The organism is Streptococcus oralis, assembly GCF_001578945.1.
Classification (GTDB): Bacteria; Bacillota; Bacilli; order Lactobacillales; family Streptococcaceae; genus Streptococcus; species Streptococcus oralis_Q.
Genome location: NZ_KQ969553.1, coordinates 27,973 through 46,334 on the forward strand (window position 1 = coordinate 27,973; position 18,362 = coordinate 46,334).

Here is an 18,362-nt window from a genome sequence, read left to right on the forward strand (position 1 = left end):
AGTTTCTTTCCTTTTTTTGCCTAAAACGCGGAGCGGAACGAGATTAAAACGAACGTTTGTGATATAATATTAGTAAATAATTCGCAAAAGAGGTTGAAAGATGAAGCTGTTAGTTGTCGGTTCGGGTGGTCGTGAACATGCGATTGCCAAAAAGTTGCTTGAATCAAAAGATGTTGAAAAAGTCTTTGTAGCTCCAGGAAATGACGGGATGACTCTAGATGGTCTGAAATTAGTGGATATTTCTATTTCCGAACATTCTAAGTTAATTGAATTTGCAAAAGCCAACGATATTGCTTGGACCTTTATCGGTCCAGATGATGCCCTTGCGGCTGGTATCGTGGATGATTTTAACAGAGCTGGTCTCAAGGCTTTTGGTCCGACTAGGGATGCAGCGGAGCTGGAGTGGTCCAAGGATTTCGCTAAGGAAATAATGGTCAAATACGGCGTTCCGACAGCAGCCTACGGCACATTTTCAGATTTCGAGGAAGCTAAGGCTTATATCGAGGAGAAAGGCGCTCCTATCGTAGTTAAAGCGGATGGCTTGGCGCTTGGGAAGGGTGTCGTTGTAGCTGAAACGGTTGAGCAAGCAGTCGAAGCCGCTCATGAGATGCTTTTGGACAATAAATTCGGTGATTCAGGTGCGCGTGTGGTCATCGAGGAGTTCTTGGATGGAGAAGAGTTCTCACTCTTTGCCTTTGTCAATGGGGACAAGTTCTACATCATGCCAACGGCTCAGGATCACAAACGGGCCTATGATGGCGATAAGGGGCCTAACACAGGTGGGATGGGTGCCTATGCGCCAGTTCTTCACTTGCCACAGAGTGTGGTTGCCACAGCGGTTGACACCATTGTCAAGCCAGTCCTTGAAGGGATGATTAAAGAAGGTCGTCCGTATCTTGGTGTCCTATACGCCGGTCTTATCTTGACAGCTGACGGTCCGAAAGTCATTGAGTTCAATGCTCGTTTTGGAGATCCTGAAACGCAAATCATCTTGCCTCGTTTGACCTCTGACTTTGCGCAAAATATCACGGATATCCTCGATGGCAAGGAGCCAAACATCACGTGGACGGACAAAGGTGTAACGCTGGGTGTGGTTGTCGCATCCAAGGGCTACCCGCTAGACTATGAAAAAGGCGTCAAGCTTCCAGCCAAGACCGAAGGCGACATTATCACCTACTATGCAGGGGCTAGGTTTGCGGAAAATAGCAGAGCATTGCTATCAAATGGCGGACGTGTCTATATGCTTGTCACCACAGCAGATGCCGTCAAAGAAGCCCAAGAAACCATCTACCAAGAACTCTCCCAACAAAACACAGAAGGCCTCTTCTACCGAACTGATATCGGAAGCAAGGCAATTAAGTAACGATATAAGAATAACGCGACGAAGTCGCCAAATACGATAATGGTCGCCGTGGTGAAAAGACCAGAACAGTAAATGTTCTGGTCGGGGGAAACTTTGAGACCCTAGGCTCAAAGTTTAGGAATGAAACCGAAGGTTTGCTTCCGTCCCCACCACCTAAGACCATTATCAAAAAAGAAAAAAGGAAAAAATATGACTAAACCAGTAATTTCCATCATCATGGGCTCAAAATCCGACTGGGCAACCATGCAAAAAACAGCCGAAGTCCTAGACCGCTTCGGCGTTGCTTACGAAAAGAAAGTTGTCTCTGCCCACCGTACACCAGACCTCATGTTCCGCCATGCAGAGGAAGCTCGTAGCCGTGGTATCAAGGTCATTATAGCAGGTGCTGGCGGGGCAGCTCATTTGCCGGGCATGGTCGCAGCCAAAACGACCCTGCCTGTCATCGGTGTGCCTGTCAAGTCGCGCGCTCTTAGTGGTGTGGACTCGCTCTACTCTATCGTGCAGATGCCGGGTGGCGTACCGGTTGCGACTATGGCGATCGGTGAAGCTGGTGCGACTAACGCCGCTCTCTTTGCCCTCCGTCTCCTCTCAGTAGAGGATCAGGCTATTGCGACAGCATTGGCAGATTTTGCAGAAGAACAAGGAAAAATCGCAGAGGAGTCTACAAATGAGCTCATCTAAAACAATCGGAATTATCGGTGGCGGTCAGCTGGGTCAGATGATGGCCATTTCTGCTATCTACATGGGGCACAAGGTTATCGCACTGGATCCTGCGGCGGATTGCCCGGCCTCTCGAGTGGCGGAAATCATCGTAGCTCCTTATAACGATGTGGATGCCCTCCGTCAGTTGGCTGAGCGTTGCGATGTCCTCACCTATGAGTTTGAAAATGTCGATGCTGACGGTTTGGATGCCGTTATCAAGGATGGTCAACTCCCTCAAGGAACGGACCTACTTCGTATTTCACAAAATCGCATTTTTGAAAAGGACTTTCTCTCAAATAAGGCACAAGTGACAGTTGCACCCTACAAGGTTGTGACTTCAAGCCAAGACTTGGCAGATATCGACCTCTCCAAAAACTATGTCCTCAAGACTGCGACTGGTGGCTACGATGGTCATGGACAAAAGGTTATTCGCTCGGAAGCAGACTTGGAAGAGGCCCGTGCACTAGCCGACTCAGCAGACTGTGTTTTGGAAGAATTCGTCAACTTTGACCTTGAGATTTCTGTCATCGTGTCAGGAAATGGCAAGGATGTGACGGTTTTCCCAGTTCAGGAAAATATCCACCGAAACAACATCTTATCTAAGACCATTGTGCCAGCTCGCATTTCGGAAAATCTAGCAGACAAGGCCAAAGCTATGGCTGAGCGAATTGCAGAACAGCTGAACCTCTCTGGTACACTTTGTGTGGAAATGTTTGCGACAGCTGACGATATCATTGTCAACGAAATCGCGCCACGTCCACATAACTCTGGGCATTACTCTATTGAAGCTTGCGACTTCTCGCAGTTTGACACCCATATTTTAGGCGTTCTAGGAGCACCATTGCCAAACATCAAACTACATGCGCCAGCCGTTATGCTCAATGTTCTCGGCCAGCATGTCAAGGTCGCTGAAAAATATGTCACAGAAAATCCAAGCGCCCACCTCCACATGTATGGTAAAATAGAAGCAAAGCACAACCGCAAGATGGGACATGTGACTTTGTTTAGTGATGAACCAGATAATGTGGTTGAGTTTGGGAAAGGATATATATTTTAATAGGTATAAAATATGATAACGTTTATTAGAAAAAATTTGAAACAGCTCCTTATCATCTTGGGAATAATATTGTTTTCATCTCTTATTACTGTGCAGTGGAAGTCTAATATGGAATGGGTCTCAATCATGTTATCAGTTCCAGCATTTATAATGAGTTTTATTGTATTGGATCGTTTTAATCTAAATTCTGATTTAAATAAGGCAATTGAAACTGAATTAGAAAATAGGAAAATTGAAAAATCTGAAGTAGAACAGTTTATTAAGACTATCGAGAATGAGTTATCTGACGTTAGAAATAGTATAAAAAATATAGAAAAATATTATAATATCCAAAATGGAAGCAATCGCAATTCTAATATGCTACCTAATACTATTGAAAATGCACAGGATTCTTTAGCAAAGTTTAAAAAATTTCAACAAGAAACTGTTTATTTTGTAAGAGGAAGAGTAAGTACAAAAGAAAAAATTTCTCAAAAAACTTCACAAACTAATCCTTTTCCTTTAAATTGCGACGAAATTAACAGTATGGAAGATAAATTAAATAAGATAGATAATAATTATTTTAAAAGCTTAAAAGAAATTGGTGATGAGTTTTCTTCATCTATAGATAAAGAAAAGATAAGAGATTTAAAGGAATTTTTATCGATACCAACAGTTTTGCCTCTAGGTATTTTAAATTAGTAACCCAAATTCAAGCTAGTTTGACAGAAAGCGAAGATTAATATGGAAAAGTATAGATTTACTTCAATAAAACAACCGGCAGGAAAATTTTACTTAAGTAAGATGTTGGCTTCGAAGTTAATTCCAATCAGTCAATCAAATGTCAGAACACCGTATAATTCAACAGGAATTCAACGCTTACTCAGTCAAAAAAGAATCGAAGATATTGCAAAATTTTGTGAGGATGAATCTGCTATGTTTCCTACTCCAATAATTGTTTCTGCCAAAAGTAATGTAATTAGTTTTTATGATGATAAAGGAAAATCCTTGGAGAATGATTTTTTGTCACTTGAAAATGGATTTTTGTTAGTCGATAGTGAAAAAATAAAAAAAAATAATCTTTATTTTTCAATAGTAGACGGACAACATAGATTGGCTGGTATAGAAAAGTACATGGAAAACAAGGGAGGGAATAAGGAGGATTTTGAATTATCTGTTTTATTTGTCTTTGATACTGAAAATTATGAGGATGCCAAAATTTTTACTGCTATAAATAGACATCAAAAGCCAGTGTCTAAATCTTTAGTGTATGACTTATACGGATTATCTGACGATATCACTGTGGAAAAATTTGCTCATGAGGTGGTTAATAATATAAATTCTTCCCCAAAATCATTAATGAGAAGAAAAGTGAAGATGTTGGGCTATAAAACAGATGCTGAAATTGTTTCTCAAGCTACACTTGTTGAGCAAATAATACCTCTGGTTTCAAAAGACGTATTAGAAGATAATAAACTGCTCATAGGTGGTTACTCACCAGAGAAGAATGATGAATTGTTGTTAAGAGACTTTCTTTTAACCTACCAGGTTGAAACTCTTTCAGAATTATTAATTAAATATTTAAATTCTTGGATACGATCTTTAAATCAGAATAATTTATATCAAAAAACACTTAAGAAGACAGTAGGTTTTATATTGGCATTTGACGTGTTTAAATATTTATTTAAAGATAATTTTTCAAAATTAACAGATCTAAGTGAAGATGAATTAGTAGTTGAATTGCAATCCAGATTACTCTTTGAAAAATTAGATATTAATACTATCGGATCAAGTAGGGCGGGAGTGAAAACAGCATTAAATACTTTAACAGGCAAAAAAACATAATGATTAATATAATCGAGTGTATAATATCCTATAAGAAAAAAATAAAATAGTTGACAAGTCTTTTCGAATTGTTATTTTAGTTTTTAATATGAAATACTGTTTTTGAATGAATCGTAGTCATAGATAGAGCACTGATTTTGTTTAAATTAGAATGAGTTTATCTACTTTGATAGATTACTAGATATAAGATGAAGATAAAAAGAAAGGAAAAATTAACAACATGATCAACCGTTACTCTCGCCCTGAGATGGCGAACATTTGGAGTGAAGAAAATAAATACCGTGCTTGGCTTGAGGTGGAAATCTTGGCTGATGAGGCATGGGCTGAATTGGGGGAAATCCCTAAGGAAGATGTGGCTTTGATTCGCGAGAAGGCGGACTTTGACATCGACCGTATTTTGGAGATTGAGCAGGAGACGCGCCACGATGTGGTGGCTTTCACACGTGCGGTTTCTGAGACGCTTGGTGAAGAGCGCAAGTGGGTCCACTATGGTTTGACTTCTACCGACGTGGTGGATACTGCCTACGGTTACCTCTACAAGCAGGCCAACGACATCATCCGTCGTGACCTTGAAAACTTCACCAACATCATCGCTGACAAGGCCAAAGAGCACAAGTTTACAATCATGATGGGTCGTACTCACGGGGTGCATGCGGAGCCTACAACCTTTGGTCTTAAATTGGCGACTTGGTACAGCGAAATGAAGCGCAATATCGAGCGTTTCGAGCATGCGGCTGCTGGTGTGGAAGCTGGTAAAATTTCTGGTGCGGTTGGGAACTTTGCCAACATTCCACCATTTGTGGAAAAATACGTCTGTGACAAACTGGGCATCCGTGCTCAAGAAATCTCTACACAGGTCCTTCCTCGTGATCTTCACGCTGAGTACTTTGCAGTTCTTGCCAGCATCGCGACTTCCATCGAGCGTATGGCAACAGAAATCCGTGGTCTGCAAAAGTCTGAGCAGCGCGAAGTGGAAGAGTTCTTTGCTAAAGGGCAAAAAGGTTCATCGGCTATGCCTCACAAACGCAACCCAATCGGTTCTGAGAACATGACAGGTTTGGCGCGTGTTATCCGTGGTCACATGGTGACGGCCTATGAGAACGTCGCTCTCTGGCATGAACGCGATATTTCCCATTCATCAGCTGAGCGTATCATCACACCGGATACGACTATTTTGATCGACTACATGCTCAACCGTTTTGGAAATATCGTCAAGAACTTGACGGTATTCCCAGAAAACATGATCCGCAACATGAATTCTACGTTTGGTCTTATCTTTAGCCAGCGTGCCATGTTGAGCTTGATCGAAAAAGGCATGACCCGTGAGCAAGCCTATGACTTGGTGCAACCAAAAACAGCCTACTCTTGGGACAATCAAGTAGACTTCAAACCGCTTCTCGAAGCAGATCCAGAAGTGACATCACGCCTAACTCAAGAGGAAATTGATGAGATCTTTAACCCAGTTTATTACACCAAACGTGTGGATGATATCTTTGAACGTATCGGTTTAGGTGACTAATCCTAACAATAAAAAGCGAGAATCAATCTCGCTTTTTTGTATGCTTATCGAAGAGGTTTAATCTTCTTTTTTCTTAGTGAGTCCGTAGGCTGCTAGTGTGGCCATGAGTCCTGCTACGACCAAACCTGCAGAGTCTTGACTTCCTGTTTCAGGGAGTTTCTTTTCATCTGCTTTGGTTGCTTGTTCCCCCTTGCTATTATTTGTATGTTCGACGTCTGCTTGATTTACGACAGCAGTTCCGACTTCAACGATTTGTTTGACAGCTTCTTTTGTTACTTGGCTATCAACGATGGTTTCAGTTTTTTGACCATTTTCTGTAAGGACAGAAACATAGAGAATGCGTTCGCCTTTTACACCTGCTGTAATAATTTTTTCCTGACCTGCTGGGAGATTTGGATTTTCTTTTTTGATAATCTCAAACGGAATCTCTTCAGTTCTTATGATGAGTTCTGGTTTGTTTTCGATAGCAGGAGCGAGTTCGTGCTCATCCAGACTTCCTGAGTGAGTTGCAGCTGGCTTGAGACCGAGACGCGCAGCTTTGAGGTTGGCCACTTGAGCGTCTAATTCTGCTTGTTTGTTGCGGTTGAGGTTGTAGTTGAGAGCATCCTTGGCAGTTTGGAGTGCTGCAAGGCTTTCTTGGCTGTAACCTTCTAAGTTTTCAGGGATTTGAGCCAGCTCATCACGGAGAGCATTGTAGTTAGCGCGGAAGTAGTCTTTGTTGTGATCTGCAAAGGCAGTCATGAGTTCAAAGATTTCCTCTTCCTTGTATTCAGCGCTTGGTTTGTCAGCCCAAATAGCAAGCATGCTTCCGACTGTTGGAAGGTCTACTTCTGGATACTTGGTAGAAGCAAGTTGATTAAATGGTACTTTGCCAGAATTTTCAAGTGCTTTTGGTAATGGGTAGGCTTGATCTTTTTGATGATTGCCTAGGACATAGTACCAGTCACCGTTGGTGTTGAGGAATTTGTAGCCCTTGCTTGCCAGATATTCTGGTGATGCGAGGTAGTAACCCCACCATCCTTTAGACCAGTAAGAGATCAAAACATCTTTATCAAATTCGACTTCATCCTCATCATTATAGTAGAAGCCATCGTTGAAGGCCATTGGCTGCAAACCACGTTCTTTTGCCATGGCAGCCAAGGTGTTTGCATACTCCGCAAATTTACCGTAAAGTCCGTAATATTTAAGGTAGTACCAACCTTGTGCATCGGTTGCGTCATTTGCGTACTCGTCTGTACCATAGTTGAAAATCTTGGTCTTCCCAGCAAAGAAGTCCATGTATTTACCGATGAGAGCCTTGGTGAAGTTTAGGGCTTCTTCGTTTTCGAGGTCCATGGTCGTTTTGGAAACATTGTTGAAGTTAGCCTGTGGATTTTGAATACCGAGTTTTTCCATGGCAACTAACATGGCATCCATGTGACCCGGACTGTTAATAGCAGGGATAAGTCCGAGACCTTTTGATTTTGCGTAGTTAATCAATTCGGTAATTTCAGCTTGACTGAGAGTAGTACCATTTGGATCGTCGTAGTAGGCTTTGTTTCCTGCAATAATAGCGTTTTTCACATCGTCACTAGCATAGGTTTTGCCATTGGCAGTGATGGTCATGTCATCTAGGAGGAAGCGAAGTCCGTCATTCCCTAGAAGAACGTGGATATCTGAGTAACCTAGTTCGCTAGCTTTGTCAACGATTCGCTTCAGTTGATCAAGTGAGAAATACTTACGACCAGCATCAATTGAGATAACTTTATTTTTAGCAAGTTTTTCAACTTCGCGTTTAGCGTCTTCTTCTTTTTGAGCTTCTGGAGTAAGGGTGAGCTTTTCTATAGCAGTTGTCAAGTTTGAGACAGCCTTGTCAATCGTGTCTTGTTGGGCGCGACTGAGATTGCTGTCTAGTGAACGGACGGCTTTTTCAGCTTCTTTCACAGTCGCGATACTTTCAGCTGTATAGCGTTTAAGATCTGTTGGTACGTCTTTGAGGGCTTGCTCAGCAGGCTCATAATCAGCTGCAAAGTAGTCAGCATTTGCATTGGCAAAGTGACGCATGAGTTTGAAGAGACGTGATGGTGAATAGCGTGCAGATGGGGTGTCTGCCCAAGCAGCAACCATTCCACCAAGAATAGGAATTTCTGCCCCATCAGCCTTTGGTACAGAGGTGATTGGGGTGTTTTTGATACCATTGAGACCTTGATCAAGGTTGTACCAGCCTTGCCCTTCAGCGTTGCGTCCGAGAACATAGTACCAAGCATCATTGGTATTGATGATTTGGTGTCCTTTTTCAACTAGGGATTTAGAAGAAGCGACATCATAACCACCCCAACCGCCAGTCCACATAGAAACGATGATGTCTTTGTCAAAAGTACCAAAGCTAGTGTCGTTGTTATAGTAGATACCATCATTAAATGCCATTGGTTTAAGACCATGAGATTTGACGATACGAGCAAGGTCGTTAGCGTAGTTGATAAATTTCCCATAGCCATTTTCAGGGAAGCCTTCGCCAGGGTAGTATTTATCTGCTTGAAGAACTTGCCAACCTTTGGCATTAGTTGCATCGTTGGCGTATTCATCTAAACCAATGTTAAAGATCTCGGATTTTTCAGCGAAGTAAGCTGCGTATTTGTCAATTAAGGCCTTGGTAAAGGCGACGGCTTGTTCGTTGTCCAAGTCTACAGTACGGGCAGATTCTGTACCAAAGTAGTCAAAATTAGGCTTTTCAATACCAAGCTCTTTCATGGCATTGAGAATGGCATCCATATGACCAGGGCTGTTGACAGTAGGAATAAAGCCGATTCCTTTTTCTTTGGCATAGTTGATGAGGTCTGTCATTTGACTTTCTGTCAAGTGATTACCGTTTGGATCATTGTAGTAAGCGTTATTTCCTTTTTCGATAGCACGTTTGACATCATCACTGGCATAGGTTTTACCGTTAGCTGTGATGGTCATATCGTCTAGTATGAAACGAAGTCCGTCATTCCCAACTAACAAATGAAGATCAGTGTAGCCATAGTGTTTGGCCTTGTCAATGATTTCCTTGAGTTGTTCTGGAGAGAAGTACTTGCGTCCAGCATCAATCGACACAATTTTCTTTTTGGCTAATTTTTCATTAACTTCAGCTACCCGTTCAGTGCTAGGAGTGGTTGCTGCAGGTGTGACGGCTTCATTTTTCTTTTCTGAAGGAGTACTTTCAGCAGGAGTTTCAGCTGGGGCAGGGCTTTCTTTCTCAGCAGTAGGAGTTGGAGTAGCATTTTCTGTCACAACTGGTGCGTTTGACTCTTCTGTTGTTGGAGTGACTGTTCGAGGAGCCTCCTTGTCTTCTTTGACCTCCTCTTTTATAGGCTTGTCAGCCTTTTCTTCCAGTTTTTCTGGAATCTTGGAGTCTACAGTTTTTTCAACTACTTGTGGACTCTCCTGGACAGTTTGAACGGTTTCTTCAGCTATTGGAGCCGGAGCAATTCCGTCGGCAGCTACGGTCTGGGCACCAAAGGCAAAACCTATGAGTACAGAAGCGGCTCCGATTGCGTACTTACGAATGGAAAAGCGCTGTTTCTTTTCTAGTTTCATGATAAAACCTCCTTGTTGTCATCGTGTTTGTTAGCGTTTACACAAAACTAACTTTATTTTAAAATGAAAACTGGGAAAAGTCAATTGCTTTTATATAGGAACTATAATAAATAGAGGAAATGATAAGATTTAGAAGAAAATAGTCTATAAAGGGTGAAATAAGAGAATCAGTCGGTATTTTACTGTTTTTAGTAAAAACACTACTAATTAAAGAATTGCCTTTTGTCGTGTGTTCATACTAAATTATGCATGCTATAATGGACATAGAAAAAGCCTGAGCTAGGCTCAAGCTTTCTCTTAATGGCCTCGATCACATGAGATGAACTTAATCTTGTAGAAATCAGATCGTTTATAAGATTCAATATACTCAAGAACTTGACCAGTAGCTTCTAGCTTAGTTGTCTTTGTTTGAAGTACAGTTGGAAATTGTGTATCAACTCCCAACATAGAAGCTGCATGCTCTGGTGTTGGGAATGCGATTTCGTTGATTTCTTCAAAATGCTCATCAGTCATGTGAATGTGGTAATCCAGCTTGAAACGTTTATAGATGGAACTATAATAGTCAAGATCTGGATAGTTGGCATTGATATATTGCTCGGGAATATAAGAAGTGTGGTAGATATAGGTCACGCCATTGGTTTGACGAGTCCGCTCGATCTTATAGTAGAACTGGTCTCCACGCAAATCAAGCCTTTCTAAATATTCAAGCTTATTCCCGCGTTCAATAGAAAGGACAGTTACCTTATCGTCTTTTGTTTCAAAAATTTCCACGTCTGAAAACTCAACGAGTTTGTGCTTACGGGCGCGTGAAACGAATGTCCCCTTTCCTTGTTGGCGGACAATATAGCCATCTTTAGCAAGGTCGTTCAAAGCACGAACAACGGTGATAGAACTAACATCATACATTGCGATCAACTCTGCTTCAGTATAAAACTTGTCTCCACTCGCAAATTGACCTGAGATAATTTTATTCTTGAGTTCATCTTTAATATATTGGTATTTTGGAATAGCCATAATTTCACCTCGATTCTCTTTCTTTATCCTTGATTTTACCACAAATGTAGAGAAAATAGTAGTATTTAGATGAAAAAACAATATAATACATTAAAAATATCATTTTGCATGTATATAAAAGTACTGTCTAAATAGAGGATAGTAAAAGCTCTTATTTCGGGCGATTTTTAGATAATTTTGGTAAAAAAGAAGTAAAAAAACAGAAAAATTTTAAATATTTTTCTAAACCCTATTGACAAATGTAAAAGATTTGGCTATATTTAATATTATAATAAATGAAAGCGCAAACCTAATTCGTCAGAGGTAATAACATGACAAGATTTAGAATTGAGGACGAGTTCTATTTAGATGGGAAACCGTTCAAGATTTTGTCCGGCGCCATTCATTATTTTAGGATTCCAGCAGAGGATTGGTATCATTCGCTCTACAATTTAAGAGCACTTGGTTTTAATACAGTTGAGACCTATGTGGCTTGGAATGTACACGAGCCTGCTGAGGGGGAGTTTAATTTTGAAGGTGCCAGAAATTTGGAGAGATTCCTCCAAATAGCACAGGATTTGGGTCTTTATGCCATTGTGCGCCCGTCTCCATTTATCTGTGCTGAGTGGGAGTTTGGTGGTTTGCCGGCTTGGCTTTTGACCAAATCTATGCGAATCCGTTCGTCCGACCCAGCCTACATTGAGGCGGTTGCTCGATACTATGATCAATTATTGCCAAGGCTCGTGCCTCACTTGCTGGACAATGGTGGAAACATTCTCATGATGCAAGTTGAAAACGAGTATGGCTCTTATGGAGAAGACAAATCTTATCTGAGAGCGATTCGGAAATTGATGGAAGACCGAGGGATTGATTGCCCGCTCTTTACTTCAGATGGCCCATGGAGGGCTACTCTGAAAGCCGGAACCTTGATCGAAGATGATCTCTTTGTGACAGGGAACTTTGGTTCTAAAGCAGCTTATAACTTTTCACAGATGCAGGAATTCTTTGATGAGCATGGTAAGAAATGGCCACTCATGTGTATGGAATTCTGGGATGGTTGGTTCAACCGTTGGAAAGAACCCATCATCACACGGGATCCGACAGAACTGGCTGAGGCTGTTCGCGAAGTTTTGGAGCAGGGTTCGATTAACCTTTACATGTTCCATGGTGGGACAAACTTTGGTTTCATGAATGGTTGTTCGGCTCGAGGGACTCTGGATTTGCCACAAGTCACATCTTACGACTATGATGCCCTTCTCGATGAAGAAGGAAATCCAACTGCTAAATACCTAGCGGTCAAGAAGATGATGGCAACACACTTTCCAGAGTATCCACAGTTGGAACCGCTCTATAAGGAAAGCATGGAGATAGGGGCCATTCCGTTGGTCGAAAAAGTTTCCTTGTTTGAAACCTTGGATAGTTTAGCAAGTCCAACTGAAAGTCTCTATCCAAAAGCGATGGAAGAACTTGGTCAAAGCTATGGTTATCTTCTCTATCGTACTGAGGCAAGTTGGGATGCAGAAGAGGAACGCCTCCGTATCATCGATGGACGTGACCGAGCTCAACTCTTTGTAGATGATCAATGGATTGCTACTCAATACCAGACAGAGATTGGTGAAGACATCTACTGTCGGGGAAATAGAGAAGGCATTTCAAGAATTGACATCTTGATCGAAAATATGGGACGTGTCAACTATGGTCACAAGTTCCTAGCAGATACGCAACGTAAAGGAATTCGTACAGGTGTCTGCAAGGATCTACATTTCTTACTGAATTGGAAACAATATCCACTGCCACTGGATAATCCTGAGAAGATTGATTTTTCAAAAGGATGGACAGAGGGACAACCAGCCTTTTACGCTTTCGACTTTACGGCCGAAGAGCCGAAGGATACCTACTTAGACTTGTCTGAGTTTGGTAAGGGAGTTGCCTTTGTCAACGGGCGTCACCTAGGGCGTTTCTGGAACGTCGGCCCGACCCTCTCACTTTATATCCCTCATAGTTATCTCAAGGAAGGTGCTAACCGCATCATCATCTTTGAAACTGAGGGCGAATATAAAGAAGAGATTCATTTAACTCGTAAACCTACACTAAAACATATAAAGGGGGAAAACTTATGACAATTGTAGGAAGCCGTATCGATGGACGTTTGATCCATGGTCAAGTAGCCAACCTTTGGGCTGGAAAACTAAATGTTTCACGCATCATGGTCATTGACGACGAAGTCGCTCAAAACGATCTTGAAAAAAGCGGGTTGAAATTGGCGACACCGCCAGGAGTGAAACTCAGCATTTTGCCAATTGAAAAGGCGGCTGCTAATATTCTTGCTGGTAAATACGATAGCCAACGGCTCTTTATCGTTGCGAAAAAACCAGACCGTTTCCTTGCCTTGGTGGAAGCTGGAGTGCCACTTGAAACACTTAATGTTGGCAATATGTCTCAAACACCAGAAACTCGCGCTATCACACGTTCTATCAATGTGGTAGACAAGGATGTAGAAGACTTCCACAAACTTGCAGAAAAAGGTGTTAAACTCACTGCTCAAATGGTTCCAAATGATCCAATTTCAGACTTTTTGAGCCTGTTAAAATAGTATTTAAAATTTTTTAGGAGGTCATTGTTATGATACAATGGTGGCAAATTTTACTTCTCACTTTGTACTCAGCTTATCAAATCTGTGATGAGTTGACAATCGTTTCATCTGCAGGTTCTCCTGTATTCGCTGGTTTTATTACTGGTTTAATCATGGGAGATGTGACAACTGGTTTGTTTATCGGTGGTAGCTTGCAATTGTTCGTTCTCGGTGTTGGTACCTTTGGTGGTGCTTCTCGTATCGATGCAACTTCTGGTGCGGTTCTTGCAACAGCATTCTCAATCTCTCAGGGTATTGATACAGATCTTGCGATTACAACAATCGCTGTACCAGTAGCAGCACTTTTGACATACTTCGACGTTCTTGGACGTATGACAACTACTTTCTTTGCACACCGTATTGATGCTGCGATCGAACGCTTTGACTACAAAGGTATCGAACGCAACTACTTACTCGGTGCAGTGCCTTGGGCTCTTTCTCGTGCCCTTCCAGTCTTCTTCGCTCTTGCTTTTGGTGGTGCTTTCGTACAATCAGTAGTAGACCTTGTTGAACAATATAAATGGGTTGCAGAGGGGTTGACCCTTGCAGGTCGTATGCTTCCAGGTCTTGGATTTGCAATCTTGCTTCGTTACCTTCCAGTTAAACGTAACCTTCACTATCTTGCAATGGGATTCGGTTTGACAGCTATGTTGACTGTTCTTTACTCATATGTAACAGGTCTTGGTGGAGCTGTTGCGGGTATTCTTGGTACTCTTCCTGCTGATGTTGCTGAAAAAATTGGCTTTGCGAACAACTTTAAAGGCTTGTCTATGATCGGTATCTCTATTATCGGTATTTTCCTTGCCGTGCTTCACTTTAAAAATAGCCAAAAAGTAGCCGTTGCAGCACCTTCTACACCATCAGAAAGTGGGGAAATCGAAGATGACGAATTCTAATTACAAACTTACAAAAGAAGATTTTAATCAAATCAACAAACGTAGCTTGTTTACTTTCCAATTAGGTTGGAACTACGAACGTATGCAAGCTTCTGGTTACCTTTACATGATTTTGCCTCAATTGCGTAAAATGTATGGGGATGGAACTCCTGAATTGAAAGAAATGATGAAAGTTCATACTCAATTCTTCAATACTTCACCATTCTTCCACACTATTATCGCTGGTTTTGACCTTGCCATGGAAGAAAAAGATGGTGTGGGTTCAAAAGATGCCGTTAACGGGATCAAGACAGGTTTGATGGGGCCGTTTGCTCCTCTTGGAGATACAATCTTTGGTTCACTTGTACCTGCTATCATGGGATCTATCGCAGCAACTATGGCTATCGCAGGCCAACCATGGGGTATCTTCCTTTGGATCGCAGTTGCAGTTGCTTATGACATCTTCCGTTGGAAACAATTGGAATTTGCCTACAAAGAAGGGGTTAACCTTATCAACAACATGCAAAGTACCTTGACAGCTTTGATTGACGCTGCATCTGTACTTGGTGTCTTCATGATGGGTGCTCTTGTAGCAACAATGATTAACTTTGATATTTCTTACAAATTGCCAATCGGTGAAAAGATGATTGACTTCCAAGACATCTTGAACTCAATCTTCCCACGCTTGCTTCCAGCAATCTTTACTGCCTTTATCTTCTGGTTGCTTGGTAAGAAAGGTATGAACTCTACTAAAGCGATCGGTATCATTATCGTTCTTGCAGTAGGCCTTTCTGCTATTGGTAAATTCTTGCTTGGAATGGGAGCGTAGTTGAGGACCTATGAGTAAATCATTAGTATTGGTCAGCCATGGTCGTTTCTGCGAAGAGCTAAAAGCTAGCACAGAAATGATCATGGGTCCACAAGAAAATATCTATACAGTTGCGCTTCTTCCAGAAGACGGTCCAGAAGACTTTACAGCTAAATTTAGGGCGACAGTTGAAAATTTGGATGATTTCATTGTCTTTGCAGACCTTCTTGGTGGCACACCATGTAATGTGGTCAGCCGTTTGGTCATGGAAGGTCAAGCCATTGACCTATACGCAGGGATGAATCTTCCGATGGTCGTTGAATTTATCAACGCCAGTCTGACAGGAGCAGATGCGGATTACAAAGCGCGTGCTGCTGAAAGCATCGTAAAAGTGAATGACCTTTTGGCTAGCTTTGACGATGATGACGAAGACGAATAAGATGTGACAACGTGAAAATCACAGGGAAAATAGGCGATAGGAGGATGGAGCGATGCTCCGACGATAATCGGTCTTTTTCCCCAAGATTTTAGTTGGAACTCAATTCAATAAGATGTGGCAACGTGAAAACCGTTAGAACAACTTGTATAGAATATACATGGGAATGGGAGTCAATCCCATTCCCATATTTTCAATAGGAATGAAACAACAATAGATTAGAGGAACTCTATGCTAAATTACACAAAAGAAGAATTACTTGAACTGGGTGCAGAAATCACGACTCGTGAGATCTACCAACAGCCTGATGTATGGAAAGAGGCTTTTGAAGCCTATCAAGCGAAACGGGAAGAAATTGTAACCTTTTTGCAAGGGATCGCTGATAAACATGACTATATCAAGGTCATCTTGACGGGTGCTGGTACTTCTGCTTATGTGGGAGATACCTTGGTACCATACTTTAAGGAAGTCTATGACGAACGCAAATGGAATTTTAATAGCATCGCGACAACTGATATCGTAGCCAACCCAACTTTTTATCTAAAAAAAGAAGTACCGACTGTCTTGGTTTCCTTTGCCCGTAGTGGCAATTCACCTGAGAGTGTGGCAACAGTTGACCTGGCCAAAGCCTTGGTTGACGAACTTTATCAAATCACCATTACCTGCGCAGCAGAAGGGAAATTGGCGCTTCAAGCTCATGGCGATGACCGCAATCTCTTGCTCTTGCAACCAGCTGCTTCCAATGACGCTGGATTTGCCATGACTTCTAGCTTTACGTCTATGATGCTAACAGCTCTTTTGGTCTTTGATCCTACAGAATTTGCTGTGAAAGCTGAACGTTTTGAAGTTGTGACAAGCCTTGCGCGTAAGGTTCTAGACAATGCAGCAGATGTCAAAGAGCTTGTAGACCTAGACTTTAACCGTGTTATCTACCTAGGCGCTGGTCCTTTCTTTGGACTTGCTCATGAAGCTCAGTTGAAGATTTTGGAATTAACAGCTGGTCAAGTGGCGACCATGTATGAAAGCCCAGTCGGCTTCCGTCACGGTCCAAAATCATTGATCAACGAAGATACAGTTGTTTTGGTATTTGGTACAACGACAGACTACACTCGCAAGTACGACTTGGACTTGGTTCGTGAAGTGGCTGGTGACCAAATTGCTCGTCGTGTCGTGCTTTTGAGTGATCAAGCCTTTGGTCTTGAAAATGTCAAAGAAGTAGCCCTTGGCTGTGGTGGTGTCTTGAACGATATCTACCGTGTCTTCCCTTACATCGTTTATGCCCAACTCTTTGCCCTTTTGACTTCGCTTAAAGTGGAAAACAAACCAGATACACCGTCTCCTACGGGTACAGTAAACCGTGTGGTACAAGGTGTCATCATTCATGACTATCAAAAATAAGGAAATGTTTATGAATCCTTGACAAAGGGGTCTGTAAATCATACAACGAAATCATAGATTATGAACGCACTTTCTATGGTTTGTTTACTTAATAAAAATGGATAAAAGGAGACAGGTATGAAAGCATACATAGAGCGTGTGTTTGGACAGGTCGAAGGTCAGGATGTCCTTGCCTATACATTTGAAACGGACAAGGGTTATCAGTTGGAAATCATGACTTATGGGGCAACGATTTTACGCTATGTGACGCCCGACAAGGCTGGAAATTTTGCTAATGTCATTCTTGGTTTTGATGATTTTGACCGTTATGTGGGCAATAGCCCCAAACATGGAGCCGGCATTGGCCCTGTGGGAGGTCGTATTGCAGGAGCTTCTTTTGAACTAAACGGTAAAACTTATGAGCTTGAGGTCAACAATGCCAGCAACTGCAACCATAGCGGCTCAACTGGCTGGGATAGCAGTTTGTTTGAGCTAGTCGACATCAGCGACCATGGGTTGACCCTCTATACAGAGCGCCTAGATGGAACCGGGGGTTTTCCGGGAAATCTCAAGATTTGGATTAGCTATCACTTGGAAGAAACTGGTGCCTATGAGATTCGCTACAAGGTGACAACGGATCAGGACACCTTGGTCAATCCGACTAACCACAGCTATTTCAATCTTTCGGGTGATTTCACTAAAACCATTGATCGCCATGTTTTCCAGCTCAATACCGAAGGGCTCTATCCAATCGCTCCAGATGGTGTTCCTGAGAAAAATCCAGATGCTAATCGAGATGTGATTAAACATATCTACAATGGTGCGGTTTTCAAGGACTTGTTTGCGGAGGACGATGCCCAAGTGCAGTTGGTAACTGGCCTGGACCACCCCTTTGCCCTTCCAGAGGGGCATGACAATGCTGGCTTCCTCTACGATCAGGATTCTGGTCGCTTTATGACCTTTAAGACAGAAGCTCCGTGCTTGGTCGTTTATACAGCAAACTTTGTGGATGAGAGCGTGATTCTAGCTGGTCAACCGATGATCCAGCACAATGGGGTTGCCCTTGAAGCGCAAGCTTTACCAGATGCTATTCACAGTGATCTCAAAGACCAAGTCATTCTCAAGGCTGGGGAAACCTTTACCAGCAAAACTCGCTACCAGATAGTGGTGAAATAATAGAGTTCAATCTCAGGAGGTATCTTCTGAGATTTTTAAAAT

15 protein-coding genes are annotated in these 18,362 nt (G+C 42.1%); 13 read left to right on the forward strand and 2 right to left on the reverse strand.

All coding sequences use genetic code 11. The features are described 5' to 3' along the window. Positions 1-100: 100 nt before the first annotated feature. The 6 genes from purD to purB all read left to right on the forward strand — a co-directional run bounded on the left by purD (position 101) and on the right by purB (position 6,465). The gene (gene purD / locus SORDD16_RS07285) at positions 101-1,363 is read left to right on the forward strand and encodes a phosphoribosylamine--glycine ligase (RefSeq protein ID WP_061452923.1); all 1,263 of its coding nucleotides are present in this window, start codon (positions 101-103) and stop codon (positions 1,361-1,363) included. A gap of 189 nt (positions 1,364-1,552) precedes the next feature. Further along, positions 1,553-2,044, forward strand: a complete 492-nt coding sequence (gene purE / locus SORDD16_RS07290; RefSeq protein WP_000165788.1) for a 5-(carboxyamino)imidazole ribonucleotide mutase — start codon at positions 1,553-1,555, stop codon at positions 2,042-2,044. After that, positions 2,031-3,122: a 5-(carboxyamino)imidazole ribonucleotide synthase gene (purK, locus tag SORDD16_RS07295; protein ID WP_061452924.1), complete on the forward strand. Its 1,092-nt coding sequence runs from the start codon at positions 2,031-2,033 to the stop codon at positions 3,120-3,122. Before purE ends, purK begins: the two co-directional genes overlap by 14 nt. Before the next feature lie 108 nt (positions 3,123-3,230). Beyond that, complete coding sequence (locus tag SORDD16_RS07300) at positions 3,231-3,803, forward strand: hypothetical protein (RefSeq protein WP_128973490.1); 573 nt, start codon at positions 3,231-3,233, stop codon at positions 3,801-3,803. A gap of 42 nt (positions 3,804-3,845) precedes the next feature. Continuing rightward, positions 3,846-4,946 carry a DGQHR domain-containing protein gene (locus SORDD16_RS07305; RefSeq protein ID WP_061452926.1) on the forward strand — a complete coding sequence of 367 codons (1,101 nt, stop codon included), beginning with the start codon at positions 3,846-3,848 and terminating at the stop codon, positions 4,944-4,946. Between the two features lie 220 nt (positions 4,947-5,166). Further along, positions 5,167-6,465, forward strand: coding sequence for an adenylosuccinate lyase (gene purB / locus SORDD16_RS07310; protein ID WP_061452927.1), 1,299 nt, complete (start codon positions 5,167-5,169; stop codon positions 6,463-6,465). Positions 6,466-6,522: 57 nt separating this feature from the next. On the opposite strand, the gene strH is transcribed toward purB, so the two are convergent. Together strH and SORDD16_RS07320 are read right to left on the reverse strand one after the other, a co-directional pair. Continuing rightward, positions 6,523-10,023 (reverse strand): LPXTG-anchored beta-N-acetylhexosaminidase StrH, encoded by a 3,501-nt coding sequence (gene strH, locus SORDD16_RS07315; RefSeq protein ID WP_061452928.1) that lies wholly within the window; start codon positions 10,021-10,023, stop codon positions 6,523-6,525. Positions 10,024-10,320: 297 nt separating this feature from the next. Then, positions 10,321-11,037, reverse strand: coding sequence for a GntR family transcriptional regulator (locus SORDD16_RS07320; protein WP_061452929.1), 717 nt, complete (start codon positions 11,035-11,037; stop codon positions 10,321-10,323). Between the two features lie 311 nt (positions 11,038-11,348). Between SORDD16_RS07320 and SORDD16_RS07325 the strand changes: the two genes are divergently transcribed. From SORDD16_RS07325 to SORDD16_RS07355, 7 genes are all read left to right on the forward strand, one after another. After that, complete coding sequence (locus SORDD16_RS07325; protein WP_061452930.1) at positions 11,349-13,136, forward strand: glycoside hydrolase family 35 protein; 1,788 nt, start codon at positions 11,349-11,351, stop codon at positions 13,134-13,136. After that, complete coding sequence (locus SORDD16_RS07330; RefSeq protein WP_061416508.1) at positions 13,133-13,609, forward strand: PTS sugar transporter subunit IIB; 477 nt, start codon at positions 13,133-13,135, stop codon at positions 13,607-13,609. The genes SORDD16_RS07325 and SORDD16_RS07330 overlap by 4 nt, the downstream gene beginning before the upstream one ends. 29 nt (positions 13,610-13,638) lie before the next feature. Next, positions 13,639-14,544 (forward strand): PTS mannose/fructose/sorbose/N-acetylgalactosamine transporter subunit IIC, encoded by a 906-nt coding sequence (locus SORDD16_RS07335; protein WP_061452931.1) that lies wholly within the window; start codon positions 13,639-13,641, stop codon positions 14,542-14,544. Next, positions 14,531-15,352 carry a PTS system mannose/fructose/sorbose family transporter subunit IID gene (locus tag SORDD16_RS07340; RefSeq protein WP_061416510.1) on the forward strand — a complete coding sequence of 274 codons (822 nt, stop codon included), beginning with the start codon at positions 14,531-14,533 and terminating at the stop codon, positions 15,350-15,352. The genes SORDD16_RS07335 and SORDD16_RS07340 overlap by 14 nt, the downstream gene beginning before the upstream one ends. Before the next feature lie 10 nt (positions 15,353-15,362). Further along, on the forward strand, positions 15,363-15,770 hold the full coding sequence (locus SORDD16_RS07345) for a PTS sugar transporter subunit IIA (protein WP_081215182.1): 408 nt from the start codon (positions 15,363-15,365) through the stop codon (positions 15,768-15,770). Positions 15,771-15,998: 228 nt separating this feature from the next. Further along, positions 15,999-17,165, forward strand: a complete 1,167-nt coding sequence (locus SORDD16_RS07350) for an SIS domain-containing protein (protein ID WP_061452932.1) — start codon at positions 15,999-16,001, stop codon at positions 17,163-17,165. Positions 17,166-17,282: 117 nt separating this feature from the next. Further along, positions 17,283-18,320, forward strand: coding sequence for an aldose epimerase family protein (locus SORDD16_RS07355; RefSeq protein WP_061452933.1), 1,038 nt, complete (start codon positions 17,283-17,285; stop codon positions 18,318-18,320). The last annotated feature ends 42 nt before the right edge of the window (positions 18,321-18,362 follow it).

Coding starts and splice junctions, on each gene's coding strand:
- purD (WP_061452923.1), top strand. CDS start 101: ATGAAGCTGTTAGTTGTCGGTTCGGGTGGTCGTGAACATGCGATTGCC.
- purE (WP_000165788.1), top strand. CDS start 1,553: ATGACTAAACCAGTAATTTCCATCATCATGGGCTCAAAATCCGACTGG.
- purK (WP_061452924.1), top strand. CDS start 2,031: ATGAGCTCATCTAAAACAATCGGAATTATCGGTGGCGGTCAGCTGGGT.
- SORDD16_RS07300 (WP_128973490.1), top strand. CDS start 3,231: ATGGAATGGGTCTCAATCATGTTATCAGTTCCAGCATTTATAATGAGT.
- SORDD16_RS07305 (WP_061452926.1), top strand. CDS start 3,846: ATGGAAAAGTATAGATTTACTTCAATAAAACAACCGGCAGGAAAATTT.
- purB (WP_061452927.1), top strand. CDS start 5,167: ATGATCAACCGTTACTCTCGCCCTGAGATGGCGAACATTTGGAGTGAA.
- strH (WP_061452928.1), bottom strand. CDS start 10,023: ATGAAACTAGAAAAGAAACAGCGCTTTTCCATTCGTAAGTACGCAATC.
- SORDD16_RS07320 (WP_061452929.1), bottom strand. CDS start 11,037: ATGGCTATTCCAAAATACCAATATATTAAAGATGAACTCAAGAATAAA.
- SORDD16_RS07325 (WP_061452930.1), top strand. CDS start 11,349: ATGACAAGATTTAGAATTGAGGACGAGTTCTATTTAGATGGGAAACCG.
- SORDD16_RS07330 (WP_061416508.1), top strand. CDS start 13,133: ATGACAATTGTAGGAAGCCGTATCGATGGACGTTTGATCCATGGTCAA.
- SORDD16_RS07335 (WP_061452931.1), top strand. CDS start 13,639: ATGATACAATGGTGGCAAATTTTACTTCTCACTTTGTACTCAGCTTAT.
- SORDD16_RS07340 (WP_061416510.1), top strand. CDS start 14,531: ATGACGAATTCTAATTACAAACTTACAAAAGAAGATTTTAATCAAATC.
- SORDD16_RS07345 (WP_081215182.1), top strand. CDS start 15,363: ATGAGTAAATCATTAGTATTGGTCAGCCATGGTCGTTTCTGCGAAGAG.
- SORDD16_RS07350 (WP_061452932.1), top strand. CDS start 15,999: ATGCTAAATTACACAAAAGAAGAATTACTTGAACTGGGTGCAGAAATC.
- SORDD16_RS07355 (WP_061452933.1), top strand. CDS start 17,283: ATGAAAGCATACATAGAGCGTGTGTTTGGACAGGTCGAAGGTCAGGAT.